Annotated in this window: 23 protein-coding genes and 1 tRNA gene; 18 read left to right on the forward strand and 6 right to left on the reverse strand. The window is 68.8% G+C overall.

All coding sequences use genetic code 11. From position 1 onward, the window contains the following. Positions 1–35: 35 nt before the first annotated feature. Complete coding sequence (locus HHL11_RS16900) at positions 36–824, forward strand: DUF2189 domain-containing protein (protein ID WP_169419501.1); 789 nt, start codon at positions 36–38, stop codon at positions 822–824. After that, complete coding sequence (locus tag HHL11_RS16905) at positions 821–2527, forward strand: mechanosensitive ion channel family protein (RefSeq protein WP_342593229.1); 1707 nt, start codon at positions 821–823, stop codon at positions 2525–2527. The genes HHL11_RS16900 and HHL11_RS16905 overlap by 4 nt, the downstream gene beginning before the upstream one ends. Here HHL11_RS16905 and HHL11_RS16910 read toward each other — a convergent pair. Both HHL11_RS16910 and HHL11_RS16915 read right to left on the reverse strand, forming a co-directional pair. Next, positions 2466–3413, reverse strand: coding sequence for a dioxygenase family protein (locus HHL11_RS16910; protein WP_169419503.1), 948 nt, complete (start codon positions 3411–3413; stop codon positions 2466–2468). The two genes, HHL11_RS16905 and HHL11_RS16910, sit on opposite strands and share 62 nt — an antisense overlap. Before the next feature lie 19 nt (positions 3414–3432). Beyond that, complete coding sequence (locus tag HHL11_RS16915; protein ID WP_169419504.1) at positions 3433–3987, reverse strand: hypothetical protein; 555 nt, start codon at positions 3985–3987, stop codon at positions 3433–3435. A gap of 205 nt (positions 3988–4192) precedes the next feature. Here HHL11_RS16915 and phaR point away from each other — a divergent pair, with 205 nt between their 5' ends. The 3 genes from phaR (at position 4193) to rimO (ending at position 7518) form a co-directional block, all read left to right on the forward strand. After that, positions 4193–4732 carry a polyhydroxyalkanoate synthesis repressor PhaR gene (gene phaR / locus HHL11_RS16920; RefSeq protein ID WP_205964297.1) on the forward strand — a complete coding sequence of 180 codons (540 nt, stop codon included), beginning with the start codon at positions 4193–4195 and terminating at the stop codon, positions 4730–4732. A gap of 63 nt (positions 4733–4795) precedes the next feature. Beyond that, the gene (gene gltS / locus HHL11_RS16925) at positions 4796–6013 is read left to right on the forward strand and encodes a sodium/glutamate symporter (RefSeq protein WP_169419506.1); all 1218 of its coding nucleotides are present in this window, start codon (positions 4796–4798) and stop codon (positions 6011–6013) included. Between the two features lie 149 nt (positions 6014–6162). Then, entirely contained in the window at positions 6163–7518 is a 1356-nt protein-coding gene (gene rimO, locus HHL11_RS16930) for a 30S ribosomal protein S12 methylthiotransferase RimO (RefSeq protein WP_169419507.1), read from the forward strand. A 181-nt stretch (positions 7519–7699) separates the two neighbouring features. On the opposite strand, the gene HHL11_RS16935 is transcribed toward rimO, so the two are convergent. Further along, positions 7700–7784 (reverse strand) — tRNA-Leu (locus HHL11_RS16935). A gap of 18 nt (positions 7785–7802) precedes the next feature. Between HHL11_RS16935 and rnr the strand changes: the two genes are divergently transcribed. From rnr to HHL11_RS16950, 3 genes are all read left to right on the forward strand, one after another. After that, positions 7803–10076, forward strand: coding sequence for a ribonuclease R (rnr, locus tag HHL11_RS16940; RefSeq protein ID WP_169419508.1), 2274 nt, complete (start codon positions 7803–7805; stop codon positions 10074–10076). Between the two features lie 82 nt (positions 10077–10158). Beyond that, entirely contained in the window at positions 10159–10764 is a 606-nt protein-coding gene (locus HHL11_RS16945; RefSeq protein WP_169419509.1) for a DedA family protein, read from the forward strand. A gap of 58 nt (positions 10765–10822) precedes the next feature. Next, entirely contained in the window at positions 10823–11590 is a 768-nt protein-coding gene (locus HHL11_RS16950) for an SDR family oxidoreductase (protein ID WP_169419510.1), read from the forward strand. A gap of 54 nt (positions 11591–11644) precedes the next feature. Here the strand turns inward: HHL11_RS16950 and HHL11_RS16955 are convergent, their stop codons facing one another. The 3 genes from HHL11_RS16955 to HHL11_RS16965 are packed head-to-tail and all read right to left on the reverse strand — an operon-like array spanning position 11645 to position 15668. After that, complete coding sequence (locus HHL11_RS16955; RefSeq protein WP_169419511.1) at positions 11645–13075, reverse strand: NAD(P)H-hydrate dehydratase; 1431 nt, start codon at positions 13073–13075, stop codon at positions 11645–11647. A gap of 28 nt (positions 13076–13103) precedes the next feature. Next, positions 13104–14378 (reverse strand): D-amino acid dehydrogenase, encoded by a 1275-nt coding sequence (locus HHL11_RS16960; RefSeq protein WP_169419512.1) that lies wholly within the window; start codon positions 14376–14378, stop codon positions 13104–13106. A gap of 12 nt (positions 14379–14390) precedes the next feature. After that, complete coding sequence (locus HHL11_RS16965; RefSeq protein ID WP_169419513.1) at positions 14391–15668, reverse strand: amidase; 1278 nt, start codon at positions 15666–15668, stop codon at positions 14391–14393. A 172-nt stretch (positions 15669–15840) separates the two neighbouring features. Between HHL11_RS16965 and rpsB the strand changes: the two genes are divergently transcribed. The 10 genes from rpsB to HHL11_RS17015 all read left to right on the forward strand — a co-directional run bounded on the left by rpsB (position 15841) and on the right by HHL11_RS17015 (position 26111). Further along, a complete protein-coding gene (gene rpsB, locus HHL11_RS16970) occupies positions 15841–16593 on the forward strand; it encodes a 30S ribosomal protein S2 (RefSeq protein ID WP_169419514.1) in 753 nt (250 codons plus the stop codon). A gap of 83 nt (positions 16594–16676) precedes the next feature. Next, a complete protein-coding gene (gene tsf / locus HHL11_RS16975; RefSeq protein ID WP_169419515.1) occupies positions 16677–17567 on the forward strand; it encodes a translation elongation factor Ts in 891 nt (296 codons plus the stop codon). Between the two features lie 96 nt (positions 17568–17663). Next, positions 17664–18383: a UMP kinase gene (gene pyrH, locus HHL11_RS16980; protein ID WP_169419516.1), complete on the forward strand. Its 720-nt coding sequence runs from the start codon at positions 17664–17666 to the stop codon at positions 18381–18383. A 23-nt stretch (positions 18384–18406) separates the two neighbouring features. After that, positions 18407–18970 carry a ribosome recycling factor gene (frr, locus tag HHL11_RS16985; RefSeq protein WP_169419517.1) on the forward strand — a complete coding sequence of 188 codons (564 nt, stop codon included), beginning with the start codon at positions 18407–18409 and terminating at the stop codon, positions 18968–18970. A 19-nt stretch (positions 18971–18989) separates the two neighbouring features. After that, the gene (gene uppS, locus HHL11_RS16990; protein WP_169419518.1) at positions 18990–19736 is read left to right on the forward strand and encodes a polyprenyl diphosphate synthase; all 747 of its coding nucleotides are present in this window, start codon (positions 18990–18992) and stop codon (positions 19734–19736) included. A 74-nt stretch (positions 19737–19810) separates the two neighbouring features. Next, the gene (locus tag HHL11_RS16995; protein WP_169419519.1) at positions 19811–20668 is read left to right on the forward strand and encodes a phosphatidate cytidylyltransferase; all 858 of its coding nucleotides are present in this window, start codon (positions 19811–19813) and stop codon (positions 20666–20668) included. Beyond that, positions 20665–21855 (forward strand): 1-deoxy-D-xylulose-5-phosphate reductoisomerase, encoded by a 1191-nt coding sequence (ispC, locus tag HHL11_RS17000; protein WP_169419520.1) that lies wholly within the window; start codon positions 20665–20667, stop codon positions 21853–21855. The genes HHL11_RS16995 and ispC overlap by 4 nt, the downstream gene beginning before the upstream one ends. Before the next feature lie 15 nt (positions 21856–21870). Continuing rightward, positions 21871–23235: an RIP metalloprotease RseP gene (gene rseP / locus HHL11_RS17005; RefSeq protein WP_169420079.1), complete on the forward strand. Its 1365-nt coding sequence runs from the start codon at positions 21871–21873 to the stop codon at positions 23233–23235. Between the two features lie 54 nt (positions 23236–23289). After that, positions 23290–25584 (forward strand): outer membrane protein assembly factor BamA, encoded by a 2295-nt coding sequence (bamA, locus tag HHL11_RS17010; RefSeq protein ID WP_169419521.1) that lies wholly within the window; start codon positions 23290–23292, stop codon positions 25582–25584. After that, positions 25584–26111: an OmpH/Skp family outer membrane protein gene (locus HHL11_RS17015; RefSeq protein ID WP_169419522.1), complete on the forward strand. Its 528-nt coding sequence runs from the start codon at positions 25584–25586 to the stop codon at positions 26109–26111. The genes bamA and HHL11_RS17015 overlap by 1 nt, the downstream gene beginning before the upstream one ends. Positions 26112–26118 lie beyond the last annotated feature (7 nt).

Genomic DNA, 26118 nt, shown 5'->3' on the forward strand with positions numbered 1-26118 from the left:
ACCATGGCGGCACCATCGTTCCGAGGGGACAGGCCATGGACCATGCGTTCGACGAATCCCATGCGATAGCAGCGCCGGCGGCGCCGCAAGTGCGGCACGTGGGCGTGGGGGCACCCATCCAGTGGCTGCGGCTCGGGGCGCAGGACCTGCAACGCAGCCTGCGGCCCAGCCTGCGGGTGGGGCTGCTGGTGGCGGCGGCCGGCTGGGTGCTGCTGCTGGCGACCTGGGGCATCGCCTACCTGGTGCCAGCGCTGACCGGTGGCTTCCTGCTGGTCGCGCCCTTCGCCGCCATCCTGGTCTACGGCCTCACGCGCCAGCTGGAACGCGGCGAGCCGCTCGACCCGGCCGCGGCGCGCCGGGCCTGGCGCACCAACGCCCAGTCCATCGCGCTGTTCGGCTTCATGCTGGCCGTGGTGCTGATCTTCTGGGAACGCATCGCGGCGATCATCTTCGCGGCCTTCTACCGCGGTGAGCCGCTGGCGGTGAAGAACCTGCTCACCGCGCTGGTGTTTTCGCCCGAGCACCTGTCGCTGGTGCTGGCGCTGGGCGCCGCCGGCGCGCTGATCGCCGCCGTCGCGTTCGCGTTGAGTGTCGTCAGCGTGCCGATGCTGCTGGACCGGCCGGTGGACATCATCACCGCCGTGATTGCCAGCGTGCAAAGCTGCCTGCGCAATCCGCTGCCCATGCTGCTCTGGGCGCTGCTGATCGCGGTGATCACGTGGATCGGGCTGCTCACCTTCATGGTGGGGCTCATCGTGGTGTTCCCGTGGCTTGCGCATGCCAGTTGGCATGCCTACCGCGCGCTGGTGGCGTTCGAGGAGTGAGGGCCGGCCGCTTCGCCCTCCTGCTGGTCCTGCTGGCCGCCCTGTCCGGGCTGGCCTGCGGCCAGGTTCCCGCCGCCGTTGCCGCCGTCGCGGCGACACCCGCTTCCGCGCCCCCCCAGGACGAGGCGACGGTGCGCATCTACAGCCGGAAGATCGCCACCTTCCGCGCGCCCTTCCTCGGCATCCAGCCGCCCGGCCGCGCCAGCCGGGCGCAGGAGGCCATCGAAGACCTGTTGGAGGCCGGCGGCCCGGGCGTGGTGACGGTGCGCAAGGAGCCGCAGGGCAACGTGGTCCTCGTCGACGGCGCGTTCGCGCTGATCCTGACGCCCGAGGACGTGGACCCGCTGCGGCCGGACAAGCTCGATGCGACCACGCAGGCCACAGTGGCGGCGCTGTCCCGCGCGATCAACGAAACCCACGAGGCGCGCGACCAGGGCCGGCTGCTGCGCGCCGTGGGCTTCTCGCTCATCGCCACGGCCCTCTTTGCCTTCCTCGCCTGGGCCGTCGTGCGACTGCGCGGCGCCTTGTCAGCGCGCATCGGCGACCTGCTCGCGCAGGCCGCGCAGCGGGCGCGCGGCGCCGGCCAGCCGCTGTGGGAAGCCACGCGGCCGCATGCCATCGGCCAGTGGCTGGTACGCGCGGCCTCTTGGGTGCTGCTGGTGGCCCTGGCCTACGAGTGGCTGGTGTTCGTGCTGCAGCAGTTCCCGGCGACGCGCGTGTGGGGCGAGCAGCTGGGCCTGCTGGTGCTGCGCCTGCTGGAGCAGCTGGGGGGCAACATGCTGCGGGCGCTGCCGGACCTGCTGGTGGCCGCCATCATCTTCCTGCTGGCGCGCGCCCTCGTGGCGGCGGTGCGGCCGATCTTCGACCGGGCCGAGAAAGGCCAGTCCGGCCCGACCTGGCTGGACCACGACCTGGCGGCGCCCACGCGCCGGCTGGTCAGCGTCGGCATCTGGATCTTCGCCGTCGTGATGGCCTATCCCTACCTGCCCGGCTCGCAGAGCGAGGCCTTCAAGGGCATGTCGGTGCTGATCGGCCTGATGATCACGCTGGGCGGCTCCAGCCTGATCGGGCAGGCTTTCAGCGGCGTCATCCTCTTGTACGGGCGCGTGCTTCGGGTCGGCGAATACATCCGCGTCGGCGGCAACGAAGGCACCGTCCTGTCGCTGGCCCTGTTCACCACCCGCATCCGTACCGGCATGGGCGAGGAGGTGACCCTGCCCAACTCGGTGATCCTCGCCAACGTGACGGTCAACTATTCGCGCACGGTGCAGGGCGCGGGCTTCATCGTCGACACCAGCGTGACCATCGGCTACGACACGCCCTGGCGCCAGGTCCACGCCATCCTGCTGGAAGCAGCGGGCCGCACCGAAGGCATCTGCGCCGAGCCGGCGGCGCGCGTGTTCCAGACCGCGCTGTCGGACTTCTACGTCGAGTACCGGCTGGTTTGCCAGGCCACGCCGCAGCGGCCCCTGGCGCGCGCCGAACTGATGCACCTGCTGAACGCCAACGTGCTGGACGTGTTCAACGAGCACGGCGTGCAGATCATGTCGCCGCACTACTTCAGCGATCCGGCCGGAGCCAAGGTCGTGCCGCCGGGCGACCCCTATGCGGCGCCATCGCGCCGGCCGCCAGCTTCGTCGGCTAGCGCGGAGTCCGTTCCAACACACGCAGCTGCGGCCGCTCGCCCGCCGACTTCCCCGTGATGGGCGGGCGCGGCAGCCGCGCCTCGCCCGGTTCGACCACGAAGTGGTGGTCCAGCGAATACCAGGAGCCCTCCACGTCGGCATCGGGCGCCGGCTCGCCGTCATGCAGCACGTACTGGCCGACCAGCGCCCGGGTGACGCCGAACTGGGCGTCGGTCTCCAGGTTGGGGTCGTCGCTGGAATAGACCTGCGAGAACTGCGTCTTGTAGCCCGGCTTGTGGATCATGAAATGCACGTGCGCGGGCCGCATGTTGTGGCGGCCCTGGGTGCGCAGCAGGGCGCCGGCCACGCCGTCGGCGGGAATCGGGTAGCCCTTGGGCTTGACGCTGCGAAAGGCGATGCGGCCCGCGGCGTCGGTGGTGAACTTGCCGCGCAGGTTCATGTCGGCCTGGCCGGGGTCCTGGTTCTCGTAGAAGCCTTCCGGCGAGGCCTGCCAGACATCCACCTCCGCATCGGCCACCGGCCGGCCATCGCGGTCGCGCACCCAGGCGTTCACGAACAGGGGCAGGCCCGGCGTGGGCGAGCGCACGATGGAGCCGCCATGGGCGGTCCGGGGCGACTCCATGCGCCAGAAGGGGCCCATCAGGTTGGCCGTGGTCTCGGTCTGGCCGCCGTCGCCGTTGTTCAGGAGGCAGACCAGCGCGGAGACGCCCAGCGAGCCGGCCGTGAGCACCACCTCGTTGTGGGAGCCGGTGGTGAGCTGGCCCAGCTTCGCGATCCAGCCGCAGGCCAGCTGGAATTCCGCTTCGCTCAGGCGCGCCTCGCGCACGAAGGCGTGCAGGTGGCGCACGGCGGCGCCCATGATTTCGCGGAAGCGCGGATCGGGCGCGCCCGCCAGTTCCGCCAGCACCGCTTCGGTCAGTTCGCGCTCGTTCCCGATGATCATCCGGGCATCGTAGCGGCTTCTAGTACTCCAGCGCGAGGTGCAGCACGTTGGCGCCCTTGGGTTCGGCCTTGGGGATGAACATCACGCGCAGGTGGTCGAGGAAGCAGACGCTCGGGATGGCCATGGGGAGCAGGGGGCCCTGGTGGTAGCCGGTGATGCCGCCGATTGTCAGCGCGGGGCCGCAGGCGGAATTCGTCAGGGTCCAGCCGCCGTACGTGCTCAGGTGGCGCTCGCTGTTGAAATAGAAGCCCGCCGTCGCGCCGTTCTCGAAGCGGAGGTTCATGCCGAGGTTGACGTTGTTGTACTTGGGGCTGGTGGGCGTGCGGCGGTCCGGCCAGTGGTGCGAGCCCACGTGCACGCCGAAGCGCGGCGCGCGGAAGCTGGCCAGCAGCTCGGTCCAGGAGGCGAAGCCGGCGCTGGCCGGGCCCTGGGCCTCGGGCGGGGCCGGCGTGGGTTCGGCCGCGGCGAGCATGTCGAACGGCGCGTCGTCCGGACGGGACTCCATGGCCTGGACGCCGAGGGCGAGCAGGGACGTGGCGAGCGCGGCGAGTGCGCAGAAAGCGAGGCGGGGCATGTCGGTGTTCTCCAGGCGGGCCGGGGCCCGCATGCCCGCTTCTTCGGCAGCGGCGCCCGTGCTGGAGTCATCCAAGTGCCGCTGCGCAGTAGCGCCTTTTGCTGCATGCTTCCCATGCGTAGGGAAAACCTGTGCCGTACGCAACCGTACGGTTCACTAGAATCTGCTGCACTGCGCAAATCGCGCGCGCCGATCCAGCGAGGAGTTGCCCGTGCAGAACAAGAAAGCCCACGCCGCCAAGCCGGCGCAGCGGATCATCAAGAAATATCCGAACCGGCGCCTCTACGACACCGACACGTCCACCTACATCACGCTGGCCGAAGTGAAGCAGCTGGTGATGGACCACCAGTCCTTCGTGGTCCGCGACGCCAAGACCAACGAGGACCTCACGCGCAGCATCCTGCTGCAGATCATCCTGGAAGAGGAGGCCGGCGGCACGCCCATGTTCAGCGAACCCGCGCTGGCCAACATCATCCGCTTCTACGGCCACGCGATGCAGGGCTTCATGGGCTCGTACCTCGAGAAGAACGTGCAGGCCTTCACCGACCTGCAGGCCCAGATGGCCGAGCAGTCCAAGAACGTGGCGCCCGAGGTGTGGGCGCAGTTCATGAACATGCAGAACCCACTGATGCAGGGGATGATGGGCAACTACGTCGAACAGTCGAAGACAATGTTCGAAAAGATGCAGGAGCAGATGCAGAAGCAGACGGAGCAGATGCTGGGCGCATTCGGCATCAAGAAGTGAGCTAGCCGTCCACCTTCCCGCGCCGGCGCGGCGTAGGGCTCCTGCCTTGCCCCCGCGAAACCAATGGCGCTTCACACTGTCGCAGTCGATTCCCTGGCCAGCTTCACGCTGGCCATCCTGCTGCTGTTCGTGGGCAAGGGCCTGGCGCGGCGCTACCCCGGCCTGCGCCGCTACAGCATTCCCGATTCCGTGGCCGGCGGGCTGTGCTGCGCCGCCGTGGTGCTGCTGCTGTACCTCAAGGCGGACGTCGAGATCGTCTTCGACCTGCCGGCGCGCGACCTCCTGCTGCTGTATTTCTTCGCAGCGCTCGGCCTGAGCACGGACGTGCGCACCCTGGCGCAGCGCGGCCGCGGGCTGGTGGTGCTGCTGGCGCTGGCCACCGGCTTCATGCTGCTGCAGAACTTCGCCGGCATGGCGATGGCCCGGGCCTTCGGAATGGACGCGCGGCTGGGCCTGATGGCCGGCTCGATCTCCCTCACGGGCGGCGTCGGCACCACGCTGGCGTGGACGCCGCACTTCACCCAGCGGCTGGGCCTGGAGGCGGCGGGCGAACTGGGGCTGGCCGCGAACATGCTGGGCCTGGTGTCGGCGTGCGTGGTGGGCGGGCCGATCGCGCTGTTCCTCATCCGGCGCCATGGCGTGCAGCCCTCGGGGGGCGCGGAGCTGGAGGTCGGCGTGCGCCACAGCGACGAAGCCACGGCCCGCCTGGACTACGACGGCGTCATGCTGGCGCTGCTGTGGCTGAACGCGGCCCTGGTGCTGGGCCAGGAGCTGTCGGGGCTCATCGCCCGCACCGGCCTGCAGTTGCCCGCCTTCGTCGGCTGCCTGATGGCCGGCATCGTGCTGCGGGGCCTGGGCGGCTGGCTCGCGCCGCGGGGGCGGGGGCTGTGGCGCTGGCCGCGGATGCAGCCGAGCGTCGCGTTGATCTCGGACATCTGCCTCGGGCTGTTCATCACGATGGCGCTGATGGGCCTGCAACTGTCGGCCCTGCATGGCATCCTGGGCTACATCGCCGCCGCGATGCTGCTGCAGGTCCTGCTGGCCGTCGCCTTCACGGTGCTGGTCGTCTTCCGCGCGATGGGCCGCGACTACGAGGCGGCCGTGGTCTGCGCCGGCTTCGGCGGCATCGCGCTGGGCTCGACGGCGACCGCCGTGGCCAACATGACTTCGGTGACGCGCGAGTTCGGCGCAGCGCCCCGGGCCTTCATCGTCGTCCCGCTGGTGTGCGGCTTCTTCATCGACCTGGCGAACGCCCTGGTGATCGGCTGGCTGGCCCGATAGGCTTGCGCGGCGTCCGGTGATCCAGCCCCGCCGTGGGCGATTTTCGAGGGGCCCGCGTAAAATGGAGAGTTGTCCCGGCGGGCCCCAGCGGCTTGCGCAACCCCATCAAATCAGGCGCCTGCCTGCCAGGCGCGACTGAGAAGGCGTCCATGCTCCCCAAAGTCGGCTTCGTCAGCCTCGGCTGCCCCAAGGCCCTCACCGATTCCGAACTGATCCTCACGCAGCTCAGCGCGGAGGGCTACACCACGTCCAAGACCTTCGAAGGCGCGGACCTGGTGATCGTGAACACCTGCGGCTTCATCGACGACGCGGTCAAGGAAAGCCTGGACACCATCGGCGAGGCGCTGGCCGCCAACGGCAAGGTCATCGTCACCGGCTGCCTGGGCGCGCGCGCAGGCGACAAGACCGACAACATGGTCAAGGAGATCCACCCGGCCGTGCTGGCCGTGACCGGCCCGCACGCGACGCAGGAGGTGATGGACGCGGTGCACGCGCACCTGCCCAAGCCGCACGATCCCTTCATCGACCTCGTTCCCGCCGCCGGCGTCAAGCTCACGCCCAAGCACTACGCCTACCTGAAGATTTCCGAAGGCTGCAACCACCGCTGCACCTTCTGCATCATCCCCTCGATGCGCGGCGACCTGGTGAGCCGGCCCATCGGCGACGTGCTGAAGGAAGCGCGGGCGCTGTTCGAAGGCGGCGTGAAGGAACTGCTGGTGATCAGCCAGGACACCTCCGCCTACGGCGTGGACGTGAAATACCGCACGGGCTTCTACGACGGCCGCCCGGTGAAGACGCGCATGCTGGAACTGGTGCAGGCCCTGGGCGAGATGGCCGAGCCCTACGGCGCCTGGGTCCGCCTGCACTATGTGTACCCGTACCCCAGCGTCGACGAGGTGATCCCGCTGATGGCCGAAGGCAAGGTGCTGCCTTACCTGGACGTGCCTTTCCAGCACAGCCATCCCGACGTGCTGCGCCGGATGAAGCGCCCCGCCAGCGGCGAGAAGAACCTGGAGCGCATCGCACGCTGGCGCGAGATCTGTCCGGAATTGACCGTGCGCAGCACCTTCATCGCCGGCTTCCCGGGCGAGACCGAGGAGGAGTTCCAGCACCTGCTCGATTTCGTGCGCGAGGCGCAGATCGACCGTGCCGGCTGCTTTGCCTACAGCCCGGTGGAAGGCGCCGCCGCCAACGACATCCCCGGCATGCTGCCGCAGGAAGTGCGCGAGGAGCGCCGCGCGCGCTTCATGGCCGTGGCCGAAGAGGTGTCGGCGAAGAAGCTGGAGCGCCGCATCGGCGCGACGATGCAGGTGCTGGTGGATTCCGCGCCCGCGCTCGGCAAGAAGGGTGGCGTGGGCCGCTCCTACGCCGACGCACCGGAGATCGACGGCACCGTGCGGCTGCTGCCGCCGCAGAAGATCAGCAAGCGTCTGGCGGTGGGGGAGTTCACGAAGGCCCGGATCGTGGGCACCGAAGGGCACGATCTCATTGCCGAACCGATCTGAGGAAACGCCGCGCTATCGCGGCGTTTCTTTTTATCTCTGCAAAAACAACAAAGCCGGCTGGCGCCGGCTTTATCATTCGTCTGTCCAACCTGTTGGTTGGTGCCCAGGAGAGGACTCGAGCCTCCACGGACACGTTCGAGGCCGCGACTGGCCACAAAAAAGCCGGCTCTGCCGGCTGATTTGGTGCCCAGGAGAGGACTCGAACCTCCACGGAGTTACCCGCTAGTACCTGAAACTAGTGCGTCTACCAATTCCGCCACCTGGGCATTTCAGGAAAAACAAGATTGTATAGCAAAAACATAGAGCGAAACAACGGCACCGGGCTCCTCGACGAGATCGAGGGAGTCATCCAGGGACATCGCGACGGCCACGGCTACGTGGTGCGCGATGACGGCGAGGCCGACATCTACCTGCCCCCCAACGAGATGCGCGCGGTGCTGCACCGCGACCGCGTCAAGGCGCGCATCGTGCGCCACGACCGCAAGGGCCGGCCCGAAGGCCGCGTCGTCGAGATCGTGGAGCGGCCGCCGCATCCCATCATCGGCCGCCTGCTGCACGAAAGCGGCGTCTGGCTCGTCGCGCCCGAAGACAAGCGCTACGGCCAGGACGTGCTGATCCCCAAGGGCGCGACCGGCCTCGCGAAGTCGGGCCAGGTGGTGGTGGTCGAACTGACCGAGCCGCCCAGCCTGTACGGGCAGCCCGTGGGCCGCGTGAAGGAAATCCTGGGCGAGATCGACGACCCCGGCATGGAGATCGAGATCGCGGTGCGCAAGTACGGCGTGCCGCACGAATTCTCCGAGGCCTGCATCGCCCAGGCGCGCTCGCTGCCGGACAAGGTGCGGGCGCAGGACCGCAAGAAGCGCGTCGACCTCACCGACGTGCCGCTGGTCACCATCGACGGCGAGGACGCGCGCGATTTCGACGACGCCGTCTATTGCGAGCCGGCGCGCGTCGGCCGCGGCAAGGGCTGGCGCCTGCTGGTCGCCATCGCCGACGTCAGCCACTACGTGGAAACCGGCAACGCGATCGACGTCGACGCGTATGACCGCGCGACCAGCGTCTACTTCCCGCGCCGCGTCATCCCGATGCTGCCGGAAAAGCTGTCCAACGGCCTGTGTTCGCTGAACCCGGAGGTGGATCGCCTCTGCATGGTCTGCGACATGCTGATCACCGCCGCCGGCGACATCCACGCCTACCAGTTCTACCCCGCCGTCATGCACAGCAATGCGCGCATGACCTACACCGAGGTCGCGTCCATCCTGGGCAACACCCGCGGGCCGGAAGCGGTGCGCCGCAAGGACCTGGTGCCGCACTTCCTGAACCTGCACGACGTCTATCGCGCGCTGCTGAAGGCGCGCAACGTGCGCGGCGCAGTGGACTTCGAGACGACCGAGACGCAGATCATCTGCGACGAGAACGGCCGCATCGAGCAGATCGTGCCGCGGGTGCGCAACGACGCCCACAAGCTGATCGAGGAGGCCATGCTGGCCGCCAACGTCTGCGCGGCGGACTTCATCCAGCAGGCCGAGGTGCCCGGGCTGTACCGCGTGCACGAAGGCCCGACGCCGGAGAAGAAGGAGGTCCTGCGCGGCTACCTGAAGGCGCTGGGCGTCGGCATGACGATCAGCGACGACCCGAAGCCGGCGGAGTTCCAGAAGATCGCCGAAGCCACGCGCGAGCGTCCGGACGCGCAGCAGATCTCCACGATGCTGCTGCGCTCGATGCAGCAGGCGATCTACACGCCGATCAACAGCGGCCACTTCGGCCTGGCCTACGAGGCCTACACGCACTTCACCAGCCCGATCCGGCGCTATCCGGACCTGCTGGTGCACCGCGTGATCAAGGCGATCCTGGCCAAGGAGCGCTACCAGCTGCCGGCGCTGCCCACGCCGGGCGAAGCGCACGAGAAGCTGGCGCGCCGGCTCGCCTCGCGCGTGGCGCCGCCGACGCAGAAGCTCAAGAAGCCGGCCGCGCCGCCTTCGCGCGAGCTGCAGGCCTGGGAAGCCGCCGGCTTCCACTGCAGCGCCAACGAGCGCCGCGCCGACGAAGCCAGCCGCGACGTCGAGGCCTGGCTCAAGTGCAAGTACATGCGCGACCACCTGGGCGAGGAGTACTCCGGCGTGGTCACGGCGGCCACCAGCTTCGGCATCTTCGTCACGCTGGACACGATGTACGTCGAGGGCCTGGTGCACATCACCGAGCTGGGCGGCGAGTATTTCAAGTTCGACGAGGCGCGGCAGGAACTGCGCGGCGAGCGCACCGGCATCCGCTACGCCATCGGCACGCGGCTGCGCATTCAGGTGAGCCGCGTCGACCTCGACGGCCGCAAGATCGACTTCCGCCTGGTGCGCGAAGGCGAGGAGCTGACGGCGCGCGCCATGAAGGAAAAAGGCGTGCCGGCCGGCAGCGAGAAGGGCGTGCCGGTCAAGGCCTCGGCCAAGCGCGCCGCCAAGAAGGCGGCGGCCAGCAAAGGCGAGAAGAAGCCGCCGGCGCAGGGCGTGAAGGCGGCTGCCAAGAAGGCGGCGGCCAAGAGCAAGCCAAAAAAGTCACGCCGCTGAGCCCGTTGCCGCCGCAACCGCGGCGGCACTTGACGTGACGCAAGCCCTGGCGCACCGTCCGGCCGATGCTGGACGCAAAGCCATGTCCTTGATCGACTTCATCGCTGCCTACGGCTACGCGGCCGTGCTGGCGGGCACCCTGCTGGAGGGCGAGATGATCCTGCTGCTGGCGGGCTGGGCGGCCCACCAGGGGCACCTGTCGCTGCCGCTGGTGATGCTGGTCGCCTTCGTCGGCGGCACGGTCGGCGACCAGGCCTTCTTCTGGATCGGCCGCCACTGGGGCCGGCGGCTGCTGCGGCGCTGGCCGGCGGCGCGGGCCCGCGCCCTGTACGTGGGCAAGCTGCTGCGGCGCCACGACGCCTCCCTGGTCTTCGGCATCCGCTTCATGTACGGGTTGCGCATCGCGGGCCCGATCGCGATGGGCGCGCTGCGGCTGCGCGCGCGGCGCTTCGCCATCTTCAATGCACTCGGGGCGGCGGTCTGGGCCGTCGTCGTCGGCGGGCTGGGCTACGTCCTCGGGCACACGCTGGAGATGCTGCTGGGCGACCTCCAGCGCTACGAGAACGCGGTGGCCTGGACGCTGGTCGCAGGTGTGGGCCTGATGATCATGCTGCACCGCCTGTTCCATGCATTGCGCCTGCGCGGCGCGCGGCCGCCGGGTGGCAGCAGGACGCCTCGCGTTCCCTGAATGAAGCGGGGGCCGGTTGGCCTTAGCATTCGGGTTTTGTTTTTTCGAGGGGTCCGAGATGGCAGACAAGCAAGTGGCGGCCGGCAAGGTCGCAATCGTCACCGGCGGCGGCAGCGGCATCGGCCGCGCCGTGGCGCATGCGCTGCTCGGCGCCGGCTGGAAGGTGGCGCTGGCCGGGCGCCGCGTCGACGCGCTGGAGGAGACGGCCAAGCTGTCCGGCGCCGGCGACCGCGCGCTGCCGGTGGCCACCGACGTCACGGATCCCGCGCAGGTGGAGGCGCTGTTCCAGCAGGCCCAGAAGGCCTGGGGCCGTGTGGACCTGCTGTTCAACAACGCCGGCATGGGCCTGGCGGCGGCGCCGCTGGAGGACATCGCGGTGGCCGACTGGAAGCGCGTGGTCGACACCAACCTGAGCGGCATGTTCTACGGCATCCAGCAGGCCTTCCGCGTGATGAAGGCGCAGGACCCGATGGGCGGGCGCATCATCAACAACGGCTCGATCTCGGCCCATGCGCCGCGGCCGCATTCGATCGCCTATACGTCCACCAAGCACGCGGTGACCGGCCTGACCAAGGCCGCGGCGCTGGACGGCCGCCGCTACAACATCGCGGTGGGCCAGATCGACATCGGCAACGCGTTGACGCCGCTGGCCGAACGCATGACCCGCGGCGTGCCGCAGGCCAATGGCGAGATCGCAGTGGAACCGGTGATGGACGTGAAGCTGGTCGGCGAATCGGTGCTGTACATGGCCAGCCTGCCGCCGGAAGCGAACGTGCTGTTCCACACGGTGATGGCGACCAAGATGCCGTTCGTGGGCCGGGGCTGATCCTCTGCTTGTCCTGGAGGCTGGGTTCGCGCGCGAAGCGAGCGACCCCAGCGATCACCAAGCGGCGAGTGCGTTGGCCGTCAGCGGACGATCGGCGGGCCATTGGTCGGCGGCGTTTCCGTGCAGCCAGGCCGCCGCACTCGCGGCATCCATCGGCGCTTCCCCGGCGGCAAGGCGCGCCGCCACCCATCCCGCCTGCACGTCCCCCGTCCCGGCAATCGCCAGCCGCGCATTGCCGGTCGGGTTGATCCGCAAGTCACCACCGGGTGATGCAATCACCGTCCCCGATCCCTTCAGCAAGGTCACGGCGTGAAACCGCTCGGCGAGCGTGCGCGCCGCCGCCAGCCGGTCCGCCTGCACGCCGGCGGCATCGGCGCCCAGCAGCCGCGCCGCCTCCAGCGGATGCGGCGTCAGCACGGTTGCCGCACCGCGCCGCCCGCGCGCCGCGAGCAGCTCCTGCAACTGCGGATCGGTTGCGACGGCATTGAGCGCATCGGCGTCCAGCACCAGCGCCTTCGCCGCGGACAGCACGCGCGGCAGCGCAGCGCGCACGGCGTCGCCGCCGCCGCAGCCGCAGGCGACGCTCATGCCTTCCAGCGCCAGGCTGTCCCAAGAGCGCAGCATCAGGTCCGGCTGGTCGGCGTCGAGCGCCGGCATGCGTTCATCGAGCAAGCCCACCAGCACGCGGCCAGCCCCATGGTGCAACGCGGCGCGCCCCGCCAGCAGCGCGGCGCCCGCCATGCCGGGCGCGCCACCGATCACGGCGACGTCCCCATAGCTGCCCTTGTGCGAGGCATGCGGACGCGTCCGCTCGGGCGGCGGGCCGGAGAGCAGGGCACAGGGCGCTTCGCCGTCCGTGGCCACGCCGATGTCGTCGAACCAGACACGGCCCGCCGCATCGCGCCCTTGCGCCGTGAACAGGCCGGGCTTCAGCGCGAGCAGCGACAGCGTGTGCGCGGCGCGCGCGCCGTGCAGTGACGTCCCCTTGTTGGCGTCCAGCGCCGAGGGCACGTCCACCGCCAGCACGCGGGAGCTGTTGGTGTTGAGGTAGGCGATGTGCGGGGCCAGCGCACCTTCGGGCGCGCGCGCCGCGCCGATGCCCAGCAAGGCATCGAGCGCGAAATCCCATTGGGGCGGCGGCTCGCTGGCGAAGCGCACGCCGGCGGCCCGGGCGCGCTGCAGCGAAGCGCGCGCATCGGCCGGTGCCCGGGCTTCGTCGCCGAGCCAGGTGATGACGGGCTCCTTGCCCCAGGCCTTCAGGTGCAGCGCTGCTTCGAAGCCGTCGCCGCCGTTGTTGCCGGGACCGCAGGCGACCCAGACCGTGCGCGCATGCGGTGCGAGCGCGAGCGCGAGGCGCGCGACCGCGAGGCCGGCGCGCTGCATCAAGGTGTGCGGGGGCAGGGCGGCAGCGGCGCGCTGTTCGATGCGCCGGATGGCCGCCAGGTCGTGCAAGGGCCAGGGACGATCGGGGAGGACGCGCTGCATGGGGGCATTGTGCAGCGGGTCGACCCGGTCAGGACTCGAGGCGCTCTACGCCCAGGCCTTCCAGATCCACTTCCGCCGGCCGCGCCGAAATCAGGTCCGCCACCGCGCGCGCACTGCCGCACGCCAACGCCCACCCGCTGGACCCGTGCCCGATGTTCACCCAGATGCCAGGCGCATGGGTGGCGCCCAGCACCGGCGGGCCATCGGGCAGCATCGGCCGTGCGCCTTTCCACTCCTGCACCGCCGCGCCCGTATTGGCCAGCTGCGCGGCGCCGGGGAACCAGTCGCCCAGCACCTTGTAGAGGGTGTTGATCGCCGACGGCCGCTTCTGGTTCGGCTGGCCGCCGATCTCGGCGCTGCCGGCCACGCGCACGCGGTTGCCCAGGCGCGAGATCGACACCTTGTAGCGTTCGTCCATCAGGCCGCTGCGCGGCGCGTTCAGCGGTTCGCGGATCGGCGCGCTGATCGAGTAGCCATGCACGGCCGCCAGCGGCACTTTGATGCCCACGGGCCGCAGCAGCGCTGCGGCGCCGAGGCCGCTGCACACCACCACCGCGTCGAAGCGGCGCAGCTGCGGCGTGGCGTCCTCGCCCAGAGTCACGCGCAGCTGCGTAGGCAATGCCGGATCCAGCGGCGCCACCGTGGCGTTGAACTCGAACTTCGCGCCCAGCGCCTGCGCCTGGTTCTTCAGCAGCAGCGCGAACTGGCGGCAGTTGCCCACCTCGTCGTCCGGCAGGTGGATGGCGCCGGCGAAGGGCGTGTCGGGGTTCAGCGCCGGCTCCAGCACGCGCGCCTGTTCGGCGTCGACCTCGGCGAACTTGACGCCGGCATCGCGCAGCACCTGCAGGCCGGGTTGCACCAGCTTGCGGTCTTTCTCCGAGCGCAGCAGCACCATGTAGCCGGTGCTGTGGTCGTATTCGAGCTGCAGGTCCTCGGTCAGCTGGTGCAGGCGGTGCCGGCTGTAGAAAGCCAGGCGATGCAGGCGCGCGCGGTTGGCGAGGTAGGTGTCCAGCTCGCAGGCGCGGCGCCAGCGCATCATCCAGCCCACCTCGTGCGCCGCGATCGGCCAGCACACGCGCACCGGTGCATGGCGGCTGAACAGGTAGCGCGCCACCTTGGCCGGCATGCCCGGGGCGGCCCAGGGCGTGACGTAGCCGGGCGCCACGACGCCTGCATTGGCAAAACTGGTCTCCAGCGCAGCTGCCCCGTGCCGCTCGTAGACGGTCACTTCGTGGCCGTCGGCGGCCAGCTCGTACGCTGTGGTCACGCCGATGATGCCGGCGCCCACGATTGCGATTTTCATTCTTATGGGGATTTAGGCGGAGAGCAGATTCTCGATCTGCAATGCGAGGTTGAGGATGGTGTCGTCACGCAGGGCCCCGTGCCAGGCCATCAGGCCGACTGGCAGCTCGTCCGGCGCCTGGCAGGGCAGGGAGATGGCGCAGCCGTCCAGCATGTTGACCACGCTGGTGTTGCGCAGGAGCAGGGCGTTGGTGCGGAAGAAGGCTTCGTCGCGCTCGGCGCCGGCATCGACTTCGGCGATCGGCGGGGCGACCATGGGCACGGTGGGCGACAGCACGGCGTCGAAGCCCGCCAGCGCGGCGCCGACTTCCTGTTCCCAGGCGCGGCGGGCAGCGTGCAGCTCGATGTATTCCCAGGCCTTCATCGCCGCGCCCTTGTCGATCCGGACGCGCACCCGCGGGTCGTACTGGTCGCCCCTGGCGGCCAGCAGCTGGCGATGGTGGGTGTAGCTCTCGGCGGCGGAGAAGCCGCCGGTGGACTGGATCGTGCCCAGGTCCTGGATCTGCACGAGCGGGATTTCGGTGACTTGCGCGCCGGCGTCGCGCAGGCGCTTGAGCGTGCGCTCGAAGGCGCGCGCCACGGTGGCGTCGCAGCCATCGAGCATCTGCGTCGTGGCCACGGCCAGCCGGTAGGACTTCAGCGGCTTGTCGCTGCGCGCCACCTTGCGCGCGGCCAGCACTTCGTGGGCGCAGATCGTGTCGGCCACGTTGCGCGTCATCGCGCACACCGTGTCCAGCGTCGTCGAAAGCGGGAAGGCGCCTTCGGTGGGGACGAGGCGCGCGGTGTTCTTGAAGCCGACGATGCCGCACAGCGCCGCCGGGATGCGGATCGACCCGCCGGTGTCGGAACCCAGGCCCAGGCGCGCGGCGCCCGCCGCCACCGAGACGGCGGCGCCGGAGGACGAGCCGCCCGGGATCCGTGCGACGCGGGCGTCGCAGGGGTTGGCCGGCGTGCCGTAGTGCGGGTTCACGCCGACGCCGGAGAAGGCGAACTCGGTCATGTTGGTGCGGCCCACCACCAGGCCGCCGGCGGCGCGCAGCCGTGCGACCGCTGGCGCGTCGGCCGTGGCGGGCGCCACGTCGGCCAGCGCCACCGAGCCGGCGCGGGTGACCTCGCCCGTGAAGTCGTACAGGTCCTTGATGGAAACCGGCCAGCCGGCCAGCGGCAGGCCGGGCTGCACGTGCTGGGCTTCGGCAGCTGCCGCTTCAAAGCGGGTGGAGAGGAAAGCGTGCCGGCAAGCCGTGGACTCGGCGGCGGCCCTTGCTTCGGCCAGGTCGGAGGTGCGTGTCATCGCGCAAATGCAGGGCGTGGTAGAATCCTTGGGTTTTGCTGGGTGGCACGCGCAATGTTGTGCTGCCATCTGACAGCAAAGCAAATCGCGAATCCGGTCCCCTCAAGGTGTCGCAACCAAACCTCTTGTTGCGATTTCGAGCCGGATTCTAGACCCAACCTTCGGAGCTCCCATGTCTGTGACCATGCGTGAAATGCTGGAAGCCGGTGTCCATTTCGGACACCAGACGCGCTTCTGGAACCCCAAGATGGCGCCGTTCATCTTCGGCCATCGCAACAAGATCCACATCATCAACCTGGAAAAGACGCTGCCGATGTTCCAGGAGGCGACCAAGTTCGCCAAGCAGCTGGCTTCCAACCGCGGCACGATCCTGTTCGTCGGCACCAAGCGCCAGGCCCGTGAGCTGGTCTCCTCCGAAGCCCAGCGCGCCGGCATGCCTTTCGTGAACCAGCGCTGGCTGGGCGGCATGCTGACCAACTTCAAGACGGTCAAGACCTCCCTGAAGCGCCTGAAGGACATGAAGGCCCAGCAGGAAGCCGGCCTGGACGCCATGTCCAAGAAGGAACAGCTGATGTTCCAGCGCGAGCTGGACAAGCTGGAAAAGGACATCGGCGGCATCCAGGACATGAACACCCTGCCGGACGCGCTGTTCATCGTCGACGTGGGCTACCACAAGATCGCCGTGGCCGAAGCCCAGAAGCTGGGCATCCCGATCATCGCGGTGGTGGACTCCAACCACTCGCCCGAGGGCATCGACTACGTGATCCCCGGCAACGACGACTCGGCCAAGGCCGTGACGCTGTACGTGCGTGAAATGGCCGACGCCGTGCTGGATGGCAAGCAGAACGCCGTGACCGACGTGCAGCGCGCCGTGGCCGAAGGCAGCGACGAATTCGTCGAAGTGCAGGAAGGCGCTTCCGCGTAAGGCCAACGAGCCCGACCCGTCGCCAAGGGGGCTCTCGTAGCCCCCTTCGCACAACCGGAATCAACTGAACAAGAGGTATAGAGATGGCTATCACCGCAAGCATGGTCGCCGAACTGCGCGCCAAGACCGACGCTCCCATGATGGAGTGCAAGAAGGCCCTGACCGAAGCCGCCGGCGACATGGAAAAGGCCGAGGAGCTGCTGCGCGTCAAGCTGGGCAGCAAGGCCGCCAAGGCCGGTTCGCGCGTCACCGCCGAAGGCGTGGTCGCAGCTTCCATCGAGGGCACCACCGGCGCCCTGCTGGAAACCAACTGCGAAACCGACTTCGTCACCAAGAACGACAGCTTCCTGGCCCTGGCCCGCGCCGCCGCCGAACTGATCGCGAAGAACAACCCGGCCGACGTCGCCGCGCTGGGCGCGCTGGCGTACAGCCAGGACGGCTTCGGCCCGACCCTGGAAGACGTGCGCAAGGGCCTGATCGGCAAGATCGGCGAGAACATGAGCTTCCGCCGCTTCAAGCGCTTCGAAGGCTCCAGCAAGCTGGTGAGCTACCTGCACGGCACGCGCATCGGCGTGGTCGTCGAGTACACCGGTGACGAAGTGGCTGCCAAGGACGTCGCCATGCACGTGGCCGCCATGAAGCCGGTGTCGCTGTCGTCCGCCGACGTGCCCGCCGAGCTGATCGAGAAGGAGCGTTCGGTTGCCACCGCCAAGGCCGCCGAGTCCGGCAAGCCGGCCGACATCGCCGCCAAGATGATCGAAGGTTCCGTGCAGAAGTACCTCAAGGAGGTCTCCCTGCTGAACCAGCAGTTCGTCAAGAACGACAAGCAGACGGTCGAACAGATGCTGAAGGCCGCCAACACCACGATCAAGGGCTTCACGCTCTACGTGGTCGGCGAAGGCATCGAGAAGAAGGCGGACGACTTCGCCGCCGAAGTGGCCGCCCAGGTGGCCGCCGCCAAGCAGGCCGCTTAAGGCGTGCTTCAGGTCCGGCTGGCAGGATGCCCGCCGGACCTCCCCAATTCCCCCCCAGTTACACTCTCACCGCATCCCCCAAGGAGATCCCCGCCCATGCCCGACCAGCCAGCCCACAAGCGCATCCTGCTCAAGCTGTCCGGTGAGGCCCTGATGGGCGACGACGCCTTCGGCATCAACCGCGCGACCATCGTGCGCATGGTGCAGGAAGTGGCGGAGGTGGTGCACATGGGGGTGGAAGTCGCCGTCGTCATCGGCGGCGGCAACATTTTCCGCGGCGTGGCCGGCGGCTCGGTCGGCATGGACCGCGCGACCGCCGACTACATGGGCATGCTGGCCACGGTGATGAACGCCCTGGCGCTGTCCGACGCGATGAACAAGCAGGGCCTGGTTTCCCGCGTGATGTCCGCCATCGCCATCGAGCAGGTGGTGGAGCCCTACGTGCGGCCCAAGGCGCTGCAGTACCTGGAAGAAGGCAAGGTGGTGATCTTCGCCGCCGGCACGGGCAACCCCTTCTTCACCACCGACACGGCCGCGGCCCTGCGCGGCGCCGAGATCGGCGCCGAGATGGTGCTGAAGGCCACGAAGGTGGACGGCGTGTACACCGCCGACCCGCACAAGGATCCCAAGGCCGAACGCTATGCGCGCCTCAGCTTCGACGAGGCGATGCAGCGCAACCTGGGCATCATGGACGCCACGGCCTTCGCGCTGTGCCGCGACCAGAAGCTGCCGATCAAGGTGTTCTCCATCTTCAAGCACGGGGCGCTCAAGCGCGTGGTGCTGGGCGAGGACGAGGGCACCCTGGTGTACGCCTGAAGCCTGAGAAAGAGGAGCTGGCCATGACAACGATTCCCGAAATCAAGCAGAACGCGCAGTCCAAGATGGACGCAAGCATTTCTGCGTTCAAGAACACGCTGACCAAGATCCGCACCGGCCGCGCCAACCCGGCCATCCTGGACACGGTGCAGGTCGAGTACTACGGCTCCATGATGCCGATCAGCCAGGTCGCCAGCGTCAACCTGCTGGATGCCCGGACCATTTCGGTCCAGCCGTTCGAGAAGGGCATGGGCCCGAAGATCGAGAAGGCGATCCGCGAAAGCGACCTGGGCCTGAACCCGGCTTCGATGGGCGACCTGCTGCGCGTGCCGATGCCCCCGATGTCGGAAGAGCGCCGCAAGGAAATGACCAAGCTGGTGCGCCACGAGGGCGAGAACGCCAAGATCGCCATCCGCAACCTGCGCCGCGACGCCAACGAGCACGTGAAGAAGCTGGTGAAGGACAAGACGGCGACCGAGGACGACCTGAAGCGCGCCGAGGGCGACGTGCAGAAGGCGACCGACAAGCACATCGCCGAGATCGACGCCCTGGTCCACGCCAAGGAACAGGACATCCTGGCCGTCTGACGACGAGCCGTCCGATTCCATGAGCGCCGCCGCGGGCAAGATCCCCCACCACATCGCCATCGTCATGGATGGCAATGGCCGCTGGGCCACCAAGCGCTTCCTGCCGCGCGTGGCCGGCCACAAGAAGGGCGTCGACTCGCTGCGCGCCTGCGTGCGCCACTGCGGCGACATCGGCGTCAAGGTGCTGACGGTCTTCGCCTTCTCCTCGGAGAACTGGAACCGCCCCGCGGAAGAGGTCTCCGGGCTGATGGAGCTGCTGGTCATGGCGCTGGCGCGCGAAGTGCCGCAGCTGCAGTCCGAAGGCGTGCGCATCCATTTCATCGGCGAGCGCGCCGGCCTCTCCGAGAAGGTGCGGGCCGGCCTGGCGCAGGCAGAGGCCAATACGGCGCACAACACGCGCCTGACCTTCAACATCTGCTTCAACTACGGCGGCCGCTGGGATATCGCCCAGGCCGCGGCCAAGCTGGCCGCGCGCGGCGAACCCATCACCGAGCAGAGCCTGAACGGCGCGATGGCCCTGGCCCACGTGCCGGACCCCGACCTCCTGATCCGCACCGGCGGCGAAATGCGCATCAGCAACTTCGTCATGTGGCAGGCCGCCTACAGCGAGCTGTACTTCAGCGACAAGCTGTGGCCCGAGTTCGACGCTGCCGCCATCGATGCGGCGATCGCCGATTTCGGCAAGCGCGAGCGCCGCTTCGGCCGCACGTCCGCGCAGGTCACGTCTCCCGCCGAGAGCAGCGCCCGCCGCAAGAAGGCGGCCTGAGACGGCCAACGCGATGCCGATGCAGCGCGTTTCCTGCGACCGATGCTGATGGCGGCGCGTTATCCTCTGGCCCGATGCTGAAGCAAAGAGTCATTACCGCCATCGTCCTGCTGGCCATCCTGTTGCCGGCGCTGTTCTGGAAGACGCCGGAACCCTTCCTGGCCATCACGCTGATCCTGATCGGGGCGGCGGGTTGGGAATGGAGCCGGCTCAACGGCCTGGGGCAGGGCGCCAACATCGCCCTGGGCATCGTCACGCTCGCCTTGTGCGGCGGCGCCTGGGCGCTGGGCTGGCCCGAGCAGCCGCCTTCCGCCACGCTGTGGACCATCGTCGGGGCCCTGTGGGTGCTGGCTGGCGCGGCGCTGGTGCGGGCCGGCGTCGACGGCTGGCCGCGCATCCCGCGCGGCGTGCGCGTGGTCGGCGGCATCCTGGTGCTGGTGCTGGCCTGGCTGGCGATGGCGCAGGCCCGCGTGATCGGCGTCAACTTCCTGCTGTCCATCCTCGTGCTGGTCTGGGTGGCCGACGTGTTTGCCTATTTCGCCGGCCGCGCCATCGGCGGCAAGTTCACGCAGCGCCGGCTCGCGCCCGTCATCAGCCCCAAGAAAAGCTGGGAAGGCGTCTGGGGCGGCATGGCCGGCGTGGTCGTGCTGGCCGTGGCCTGGGTGCTGGCCGACAACGCCGCCGGTGCCGCGGTGCCTTCGCTTTACTCCCGGCTGGCCGCCATCGGCTGGCCGCTCCTCGTCATTGCGGCGCTGTTCCTGGCCGCCATGAGCGTCGTCGGCGACCTCGCCGAATCGCTCGTCAAGCGCAGCGCCGGCTTCAAGGATTCCAGCCAGCTGCTGCCGGGCCACGGTGGCGTGCTCGACCGCGTCGATGCATTGCTGCCCACGCTGCCCCTGGCCATGATGCTGGCCTCGTTCGCCTCCCGATGAAACAACGTCTCGCCGTCCTCGGCTCCACCGGCTCGATCGGCACCAGCACGCTGGATGTCGTCGCCCGCCACCCGGACCGCTTCGAGGTCTTCGCGCTCAGCGCCGCCACCCAGGTGGACCTGATGCTGCGCCAATGCCAGCAGTTCCAGCCCGCCTTCGCCGTGATGGCGAAGGAAGAGGCCGGCCGCGCGCTGGCCGCGAAGATCGAGTCCAGCGGCCTCGCCACGCGCGTGCTGTGGGGCGCGGATGCGCTCGACACCATCGCCTCGCACGAGCAGGTGGATGCGGTGATGGCCGCCATCGTCGGCGCCGCCGGCCTGTCGTCCTGCCTGGCCGCGGCCCGCGCCGGCAAGAAGCTGCTGCTGGCCAACAAGGAAGCGCTGGTCGTCGGCGGTGATCTGTTCCTGGACGCCGTGCGCCAGGGCGGCGCCCGCCTGCTGCCCATCGACTCCGAGCATTCGGCGATCTTCCAGTCGCTGCCGGAAGACCCGTCGACCTGGGACGCGCGGGTCGAGAAGATCATCCTCACCGCTTCCGGCGGCCCGTTCCGCACCCGCGAGGTGGCCAGCCTGCGCGAGGTGACGCCGGAGCAGGCCTGCGCCCATCCCAACTGGGTGATGGGCCGCAAGATCTCGGTCGACTCGGCGACCATGATGAACAAGGCACTCGAGGTCATCGAGGCCCGCTACCTGTTCGGCCTGGAGCCGAAGCGGCTGGAGGTGGTGATCCACCCGCAGTCCGTCATCCACTCCATGGTGCAGTACCGCGACACCTCGGTGGTCGCGCAGCTGGGCACGCCCGACATGCGCGTGCCCATCGCCTACGGCCTGGCCTGGCCCGAGCGCGTCGCCTCCGGCGCCCAGGCGCTGGACTTCACGCAGCTGGCCGACATGAGCTTCGAGTCGTTCGACACGCGCAGCCACCGCCAGCGCTTTCCCGGCCTGCAGCTGGCCTGGGACGCCCTGGCGGCAGCGCCGGGCACGACGGCGGTGCTGAACGCCGCCAACGAAGAGGCGGTCGCCGCCTTCCTCGAGCGGCGCATCCGCTTCGACCAGATCCACGATGTAAACGTGGCAACTTTGACGGCCGTCAGCCCATCCAGGCCGGGGTCGCTGGCGGACCTGCTGGCGCTGGACGCACAATCGCGGTCAGCGGCGCAGGCGGCCATCCGCCGGCTCACGCCGTAGCCTTCCGGGAACCCCATCATGCTGACCGTTCTCGCCTTCATCGTCGCTCTCGGTCTGCTGATCGCGGTGCACGAATACGGCCACTACCGCGTGGCGGTGGCCTGCGGCGTCAAGGTGCTGCGCTTTTCCATCGGCTTCGGCACCACGCTCTTCGCCTGGAGGCCGAAGAAGCAGCGGCCCGGCCAGGACACCGAGTTCGTCATCGGCGCCTTCCCGCTGGGCGGCTACGTGAAGATGCTCGACGAGCGCGAGGGTGACGTAGCTCCCGCCGAACGGCATCGCGCCTTCAACACCCAGCCGCTGAAGAAGCGGGCGGCCATCGTCGCCGCCGGGCCCATCGCCAACCTGCTGCTCGCCATCCTGCTGTACGCGGGCGTCAACTGGCTGGGCGTGCAGGAGCCGCAAGCCATCCTGGCCAGTCCCGTGCCCGATTCCATTGCCGCCCAGGCGGGCGTGCGCGGCGGCGAGCGCGTGGTGCGCGCGGGTTTCGAGGGCGACTCCACCGAGCCGGTGCGCTCCTTCGAGGAACTGCGCTGGCTGCTCACGCGCGGCGCGCTGGACGGCCGCGACCTGCGGCTGGTGCTGGATCGCGAGCGCGAGGTGCTGCTGCCGCTGTCCCAGGTCAGTGGCCGGGAGGCCGATGCCCAGCTGATGCGCAAGGTGGGCGTGCTCGCGCCCTGGACGCCGGCGCAGATGGGCGAGGTGATGGCAGGCAGCGCCGCCCAGCGCGCGGGCCTGCAGAAGGGCGACATCGTCCGCCAGGCCGGCGCCGTGGCCATCGTCGACGGCCAGCAGCTGCGCGAGTTCATCCGCGGCCAGGTGCAGGGCAGCAAGCCGCTCACCTCCAGCTGGCAGGTGGAGCGCGGCGGCCGCATGGTGACGCTGCAGGTGACCCCGGAGGTGATGAACGACCCGGGCGTGCCGCCCTACGGCCGCATCGGCGCCTTCGTCGGCGCGCCGCCGGCCATGGTGACCGTCCGCTACGGGCCGGTGGAGGGGCTGTGGAAGGGCGCGGTGCGCACCTGGGAAGTGTCCGAGCTGACGCTGCGCATGATGGGCCGCATGGTCATCGGCCAGGCCTCGCTGAAGAACCTGTCCGGCCCGCTGACGATCGCCGACTACGCGGGCAAATCGGCCAGCCTGGGCTTTACCCAATATTTGCTTTTCCTCGCGCTCATTTCGGTGAGCCTCGGCGTGCTGAACCTGCTGCCGCTCCCAGTCTTGGATGGCGGGCACCTGATGTATTATCTTTGGGAGGCCGTGACGGGCAGGAGCATCAGCGATGCCTGGATGGAGCGCCTGCAGCGCGGTGGCGTTGCGGTGCTGCTGGTGATGATGTCGATCGCTCTCTTCAATGACGTCACCCGGCTCTTTGGCTAGTAAAACCTGAACAAGCAGCAGTAGCCGCGCGGGCCCGCCGGCAAATCCAGAGTAATGAAGAAACACTTGAAGCGCTTTCGCGTGCGTACCGTTGCGGCCGTGTCGGCCCTGGCCTTTGCGGCCAATGTGTGGGCGGTGGATCCGTTCACCGTGCGCGACATCCGCGTCGAAGGCCTGCAGCGCGTCGAACCCGGCACCGTGTTCGCGTCGCTGCCCTTCCGGGTCGGCGACCAGTACAACGACGACAAGGGCTCGGCCGCGATCCGGGCCCTCTTCGCATTGGGCCTGTTCAAGGACGTGCGCCTCGAGGTGAACGGCGACGTGCTGATCGTGGTGGTCGAAGAACGCCCCACGGTGGCCGACGTCGACTTCGCCGGCACCAAGGAATTCGACAAGGACACGCTGAAGAAGGCGCTGCGCGACATCGGCCTGACCGAGGGCCGGCCCTACGACCAGGCGCTGGCCGACCGCGCCGAGCAGGAGCTGAAGCGCCAGTACATCAACCGCAGCCTGTACGGCGCGGAGGTGGTGACCACGGTCACGCCGATCGAGCGCAACCGCGTCAACCTCACCTTCACGGTGACCGAGGGCGAGCCCACGCGCATCAAGGAAATCCACATCGTCGGCGCCCATGCCTTCAGCGAAGGCACGCTCAAGGGGCTGTTCGACCTGGACACCGGCGGCTGGCTGTCCTGGTACACCAAGTCGGACCGCTACTCGCGCGCCAAGCTGAACGCCGACCTGGAGACGCTGAAGTCCTACTACCTGCAGCGCGGCTACCTCGAGTTCCGCATCGACAGCACGCAGGTCGCCATCTCGCCGAACAAGCAGGACATCAGCATCACCATCAACATCACCGAAGGCGAGCGCTACGTCGTCTCCGGGGTGAAGCTGGAAGGCGACTACCTGGGCAAGGACGACGAGTTCAAGTCGCTGGTCAAGATCAAGCCGGGCGAGCCCTACAACGCCGACACGGTGACCGAGACCACCAAGGCCTTCACCGACTACTTCGGCAACTTCGGCTACGCCTTCGCCCAGGTCGAGGCGGTGCCGGACATCGACCGCGCCAACAACCGGGTGTTTTTCACCATGCGGGCGGACCCGTCGCGCCGTGCCTATGTGCGCCGCATCAACATCGCCGGCAACAACCGCACGCGCGATGAAGTGATCCGCCGCGAATTCCGCCAGTTCGAGTCGAGCTGGTACGACGCCGAGAAGATCAAGCTTTCGCGCGACCGCATCGACCGCTTGAACTTCTTCAAGGACGTCAACGTCGAGACCACCGACGTGCCGGGCGCGCCCGACCAGGTGGACCTGAACGTGGCCGTCACCGAGCGGCCCACCGGCAGCCTGCAGCTGGGCGCGGGCTTCTCCAGCGCGGAAAAGCTGGCGCTGTCCTTCTCCATCAAGCAGGAGAACGCCTTCGGGTCCGGCAACTACCTGGGCGTGGACGTCAACACGTCCAAGTTCAACCGCACCCTCGCCTTCACCTCGGTGAACCCGTACTTCACCAACGACGGCGTGTCGCGCACGATCGACCTGTACCGCCGCAGCTCGCGTCCGTACGAGGACCAGGGCGGCAACTACGAGCTGATCACCTCCGGCCTGGGCCTGCGCTTCGGCGTGCCCTTCAGCGAGGTGGACACGGTGTTCCTGGGCGGCAGCCTGGAGCGCACCGAGATCAAGGAAGGCACGCAGATCCCGGCGGCCTACCTGGCCTATGCGGAGCGCTTCGGCAACACCAGCAACACGCTGCCGCTGACGCTGGGCTGGTCGCGCGACGACCGCGACAGCTCCATCGCGCCCACCCGCGGCCGCTACCAGCGTCTGGGCGGCGAATGGGGCGTGGCCGGCGATGCCCGCTACCTGCGCGCCAACTACCAGTACCAGCAGTACCTGCCGCTGAACAAGCAGTACACGGTGGCCCTGAACGGCGAGCTGGGCTGGGGCGAGGGCCTGCAGGGCCGGCCCTTCCCGGTTTTCAAGAATTTCTATTCGGGCGGCCTCGGCTCGGTGCGCGGCTTCGGCCAGGGCACCCTGGGCCCGCGCGACGTGACCGGCGCTTCCATCGGCGGCCCCAAGAAGATCACGCTGAACTCGGAAATCCTGACGCCCTTCCCGGGCGCGGGCAACGACCGCACGCTGCGCCTGTTCGGCTTCGTCGACGTCGGCAACGTCTTCGGCGAGAACGAGAGGGTCAATTTCGCCGACCTGCGCGCCTCGGTCGGTTTCGGCCTGTCCTGGCTGTCCCCCATCGGCCCGCTGCGCCTGGCAGCGGCCCAGCCCGTCCGGAAACAGGCTGGGGATAGAATCCAGAAATTGCAATTCCAGATCGGAACCTCCTTCTGATGAAAATCCTCTTCCGTCATTGCCTGGTGATCCTGCTGGGCGCGCTCGCGCTCGGCGCCCAGGCCCAGGCCGAGGACTTCAAGGTGGGTTTCGTCAACACCGACCGCATCTTCCGCGAGGCCAACTCCGCCAAGGCGGCCCAGGCCAAGCTGGAGCAGGAGTTCTCGCGCCGCGAGAAGGACCTCAACGACCTGGGTGCGGGGCTCAAGACGGCCTCCGACAAGTTCGAACGCGAAGCCCCCACGTTGACCGAGCAGCAGCGCGCGCAGCGCCAGAAGGCGCTGGTCGACCAGGACCGCGACTTCCAGCGCAAGCGCCGCGAATTCCAGGAAGACCTGAACGCGCGCAAGAACGAGGAACTGCAGCAGGTGCTGGATCGCGCCAACCGCGTGGTCAAGCAGGTGGCGGAGCAGGAAAAGTACGACCTGATCCTGCAGGAAGCCGTCTACATCAACCCCAAGCACGACATCACCGACAAGGTGATCAAGGCGCTCAACGCCGCCACACCTGCCGCCACCGGCAAGTAAGGCGGAT

Origin of the sequence: Ramlibacter agri (assembly GCF_012927085.1) — a bacterium.
Lineage (GTDB): Bacteria > Pseudomonadota > Gammaproteobacteria > Burkholderiales > Burkholderiaceae_C > Ramlibacter > Ramlibacter agri.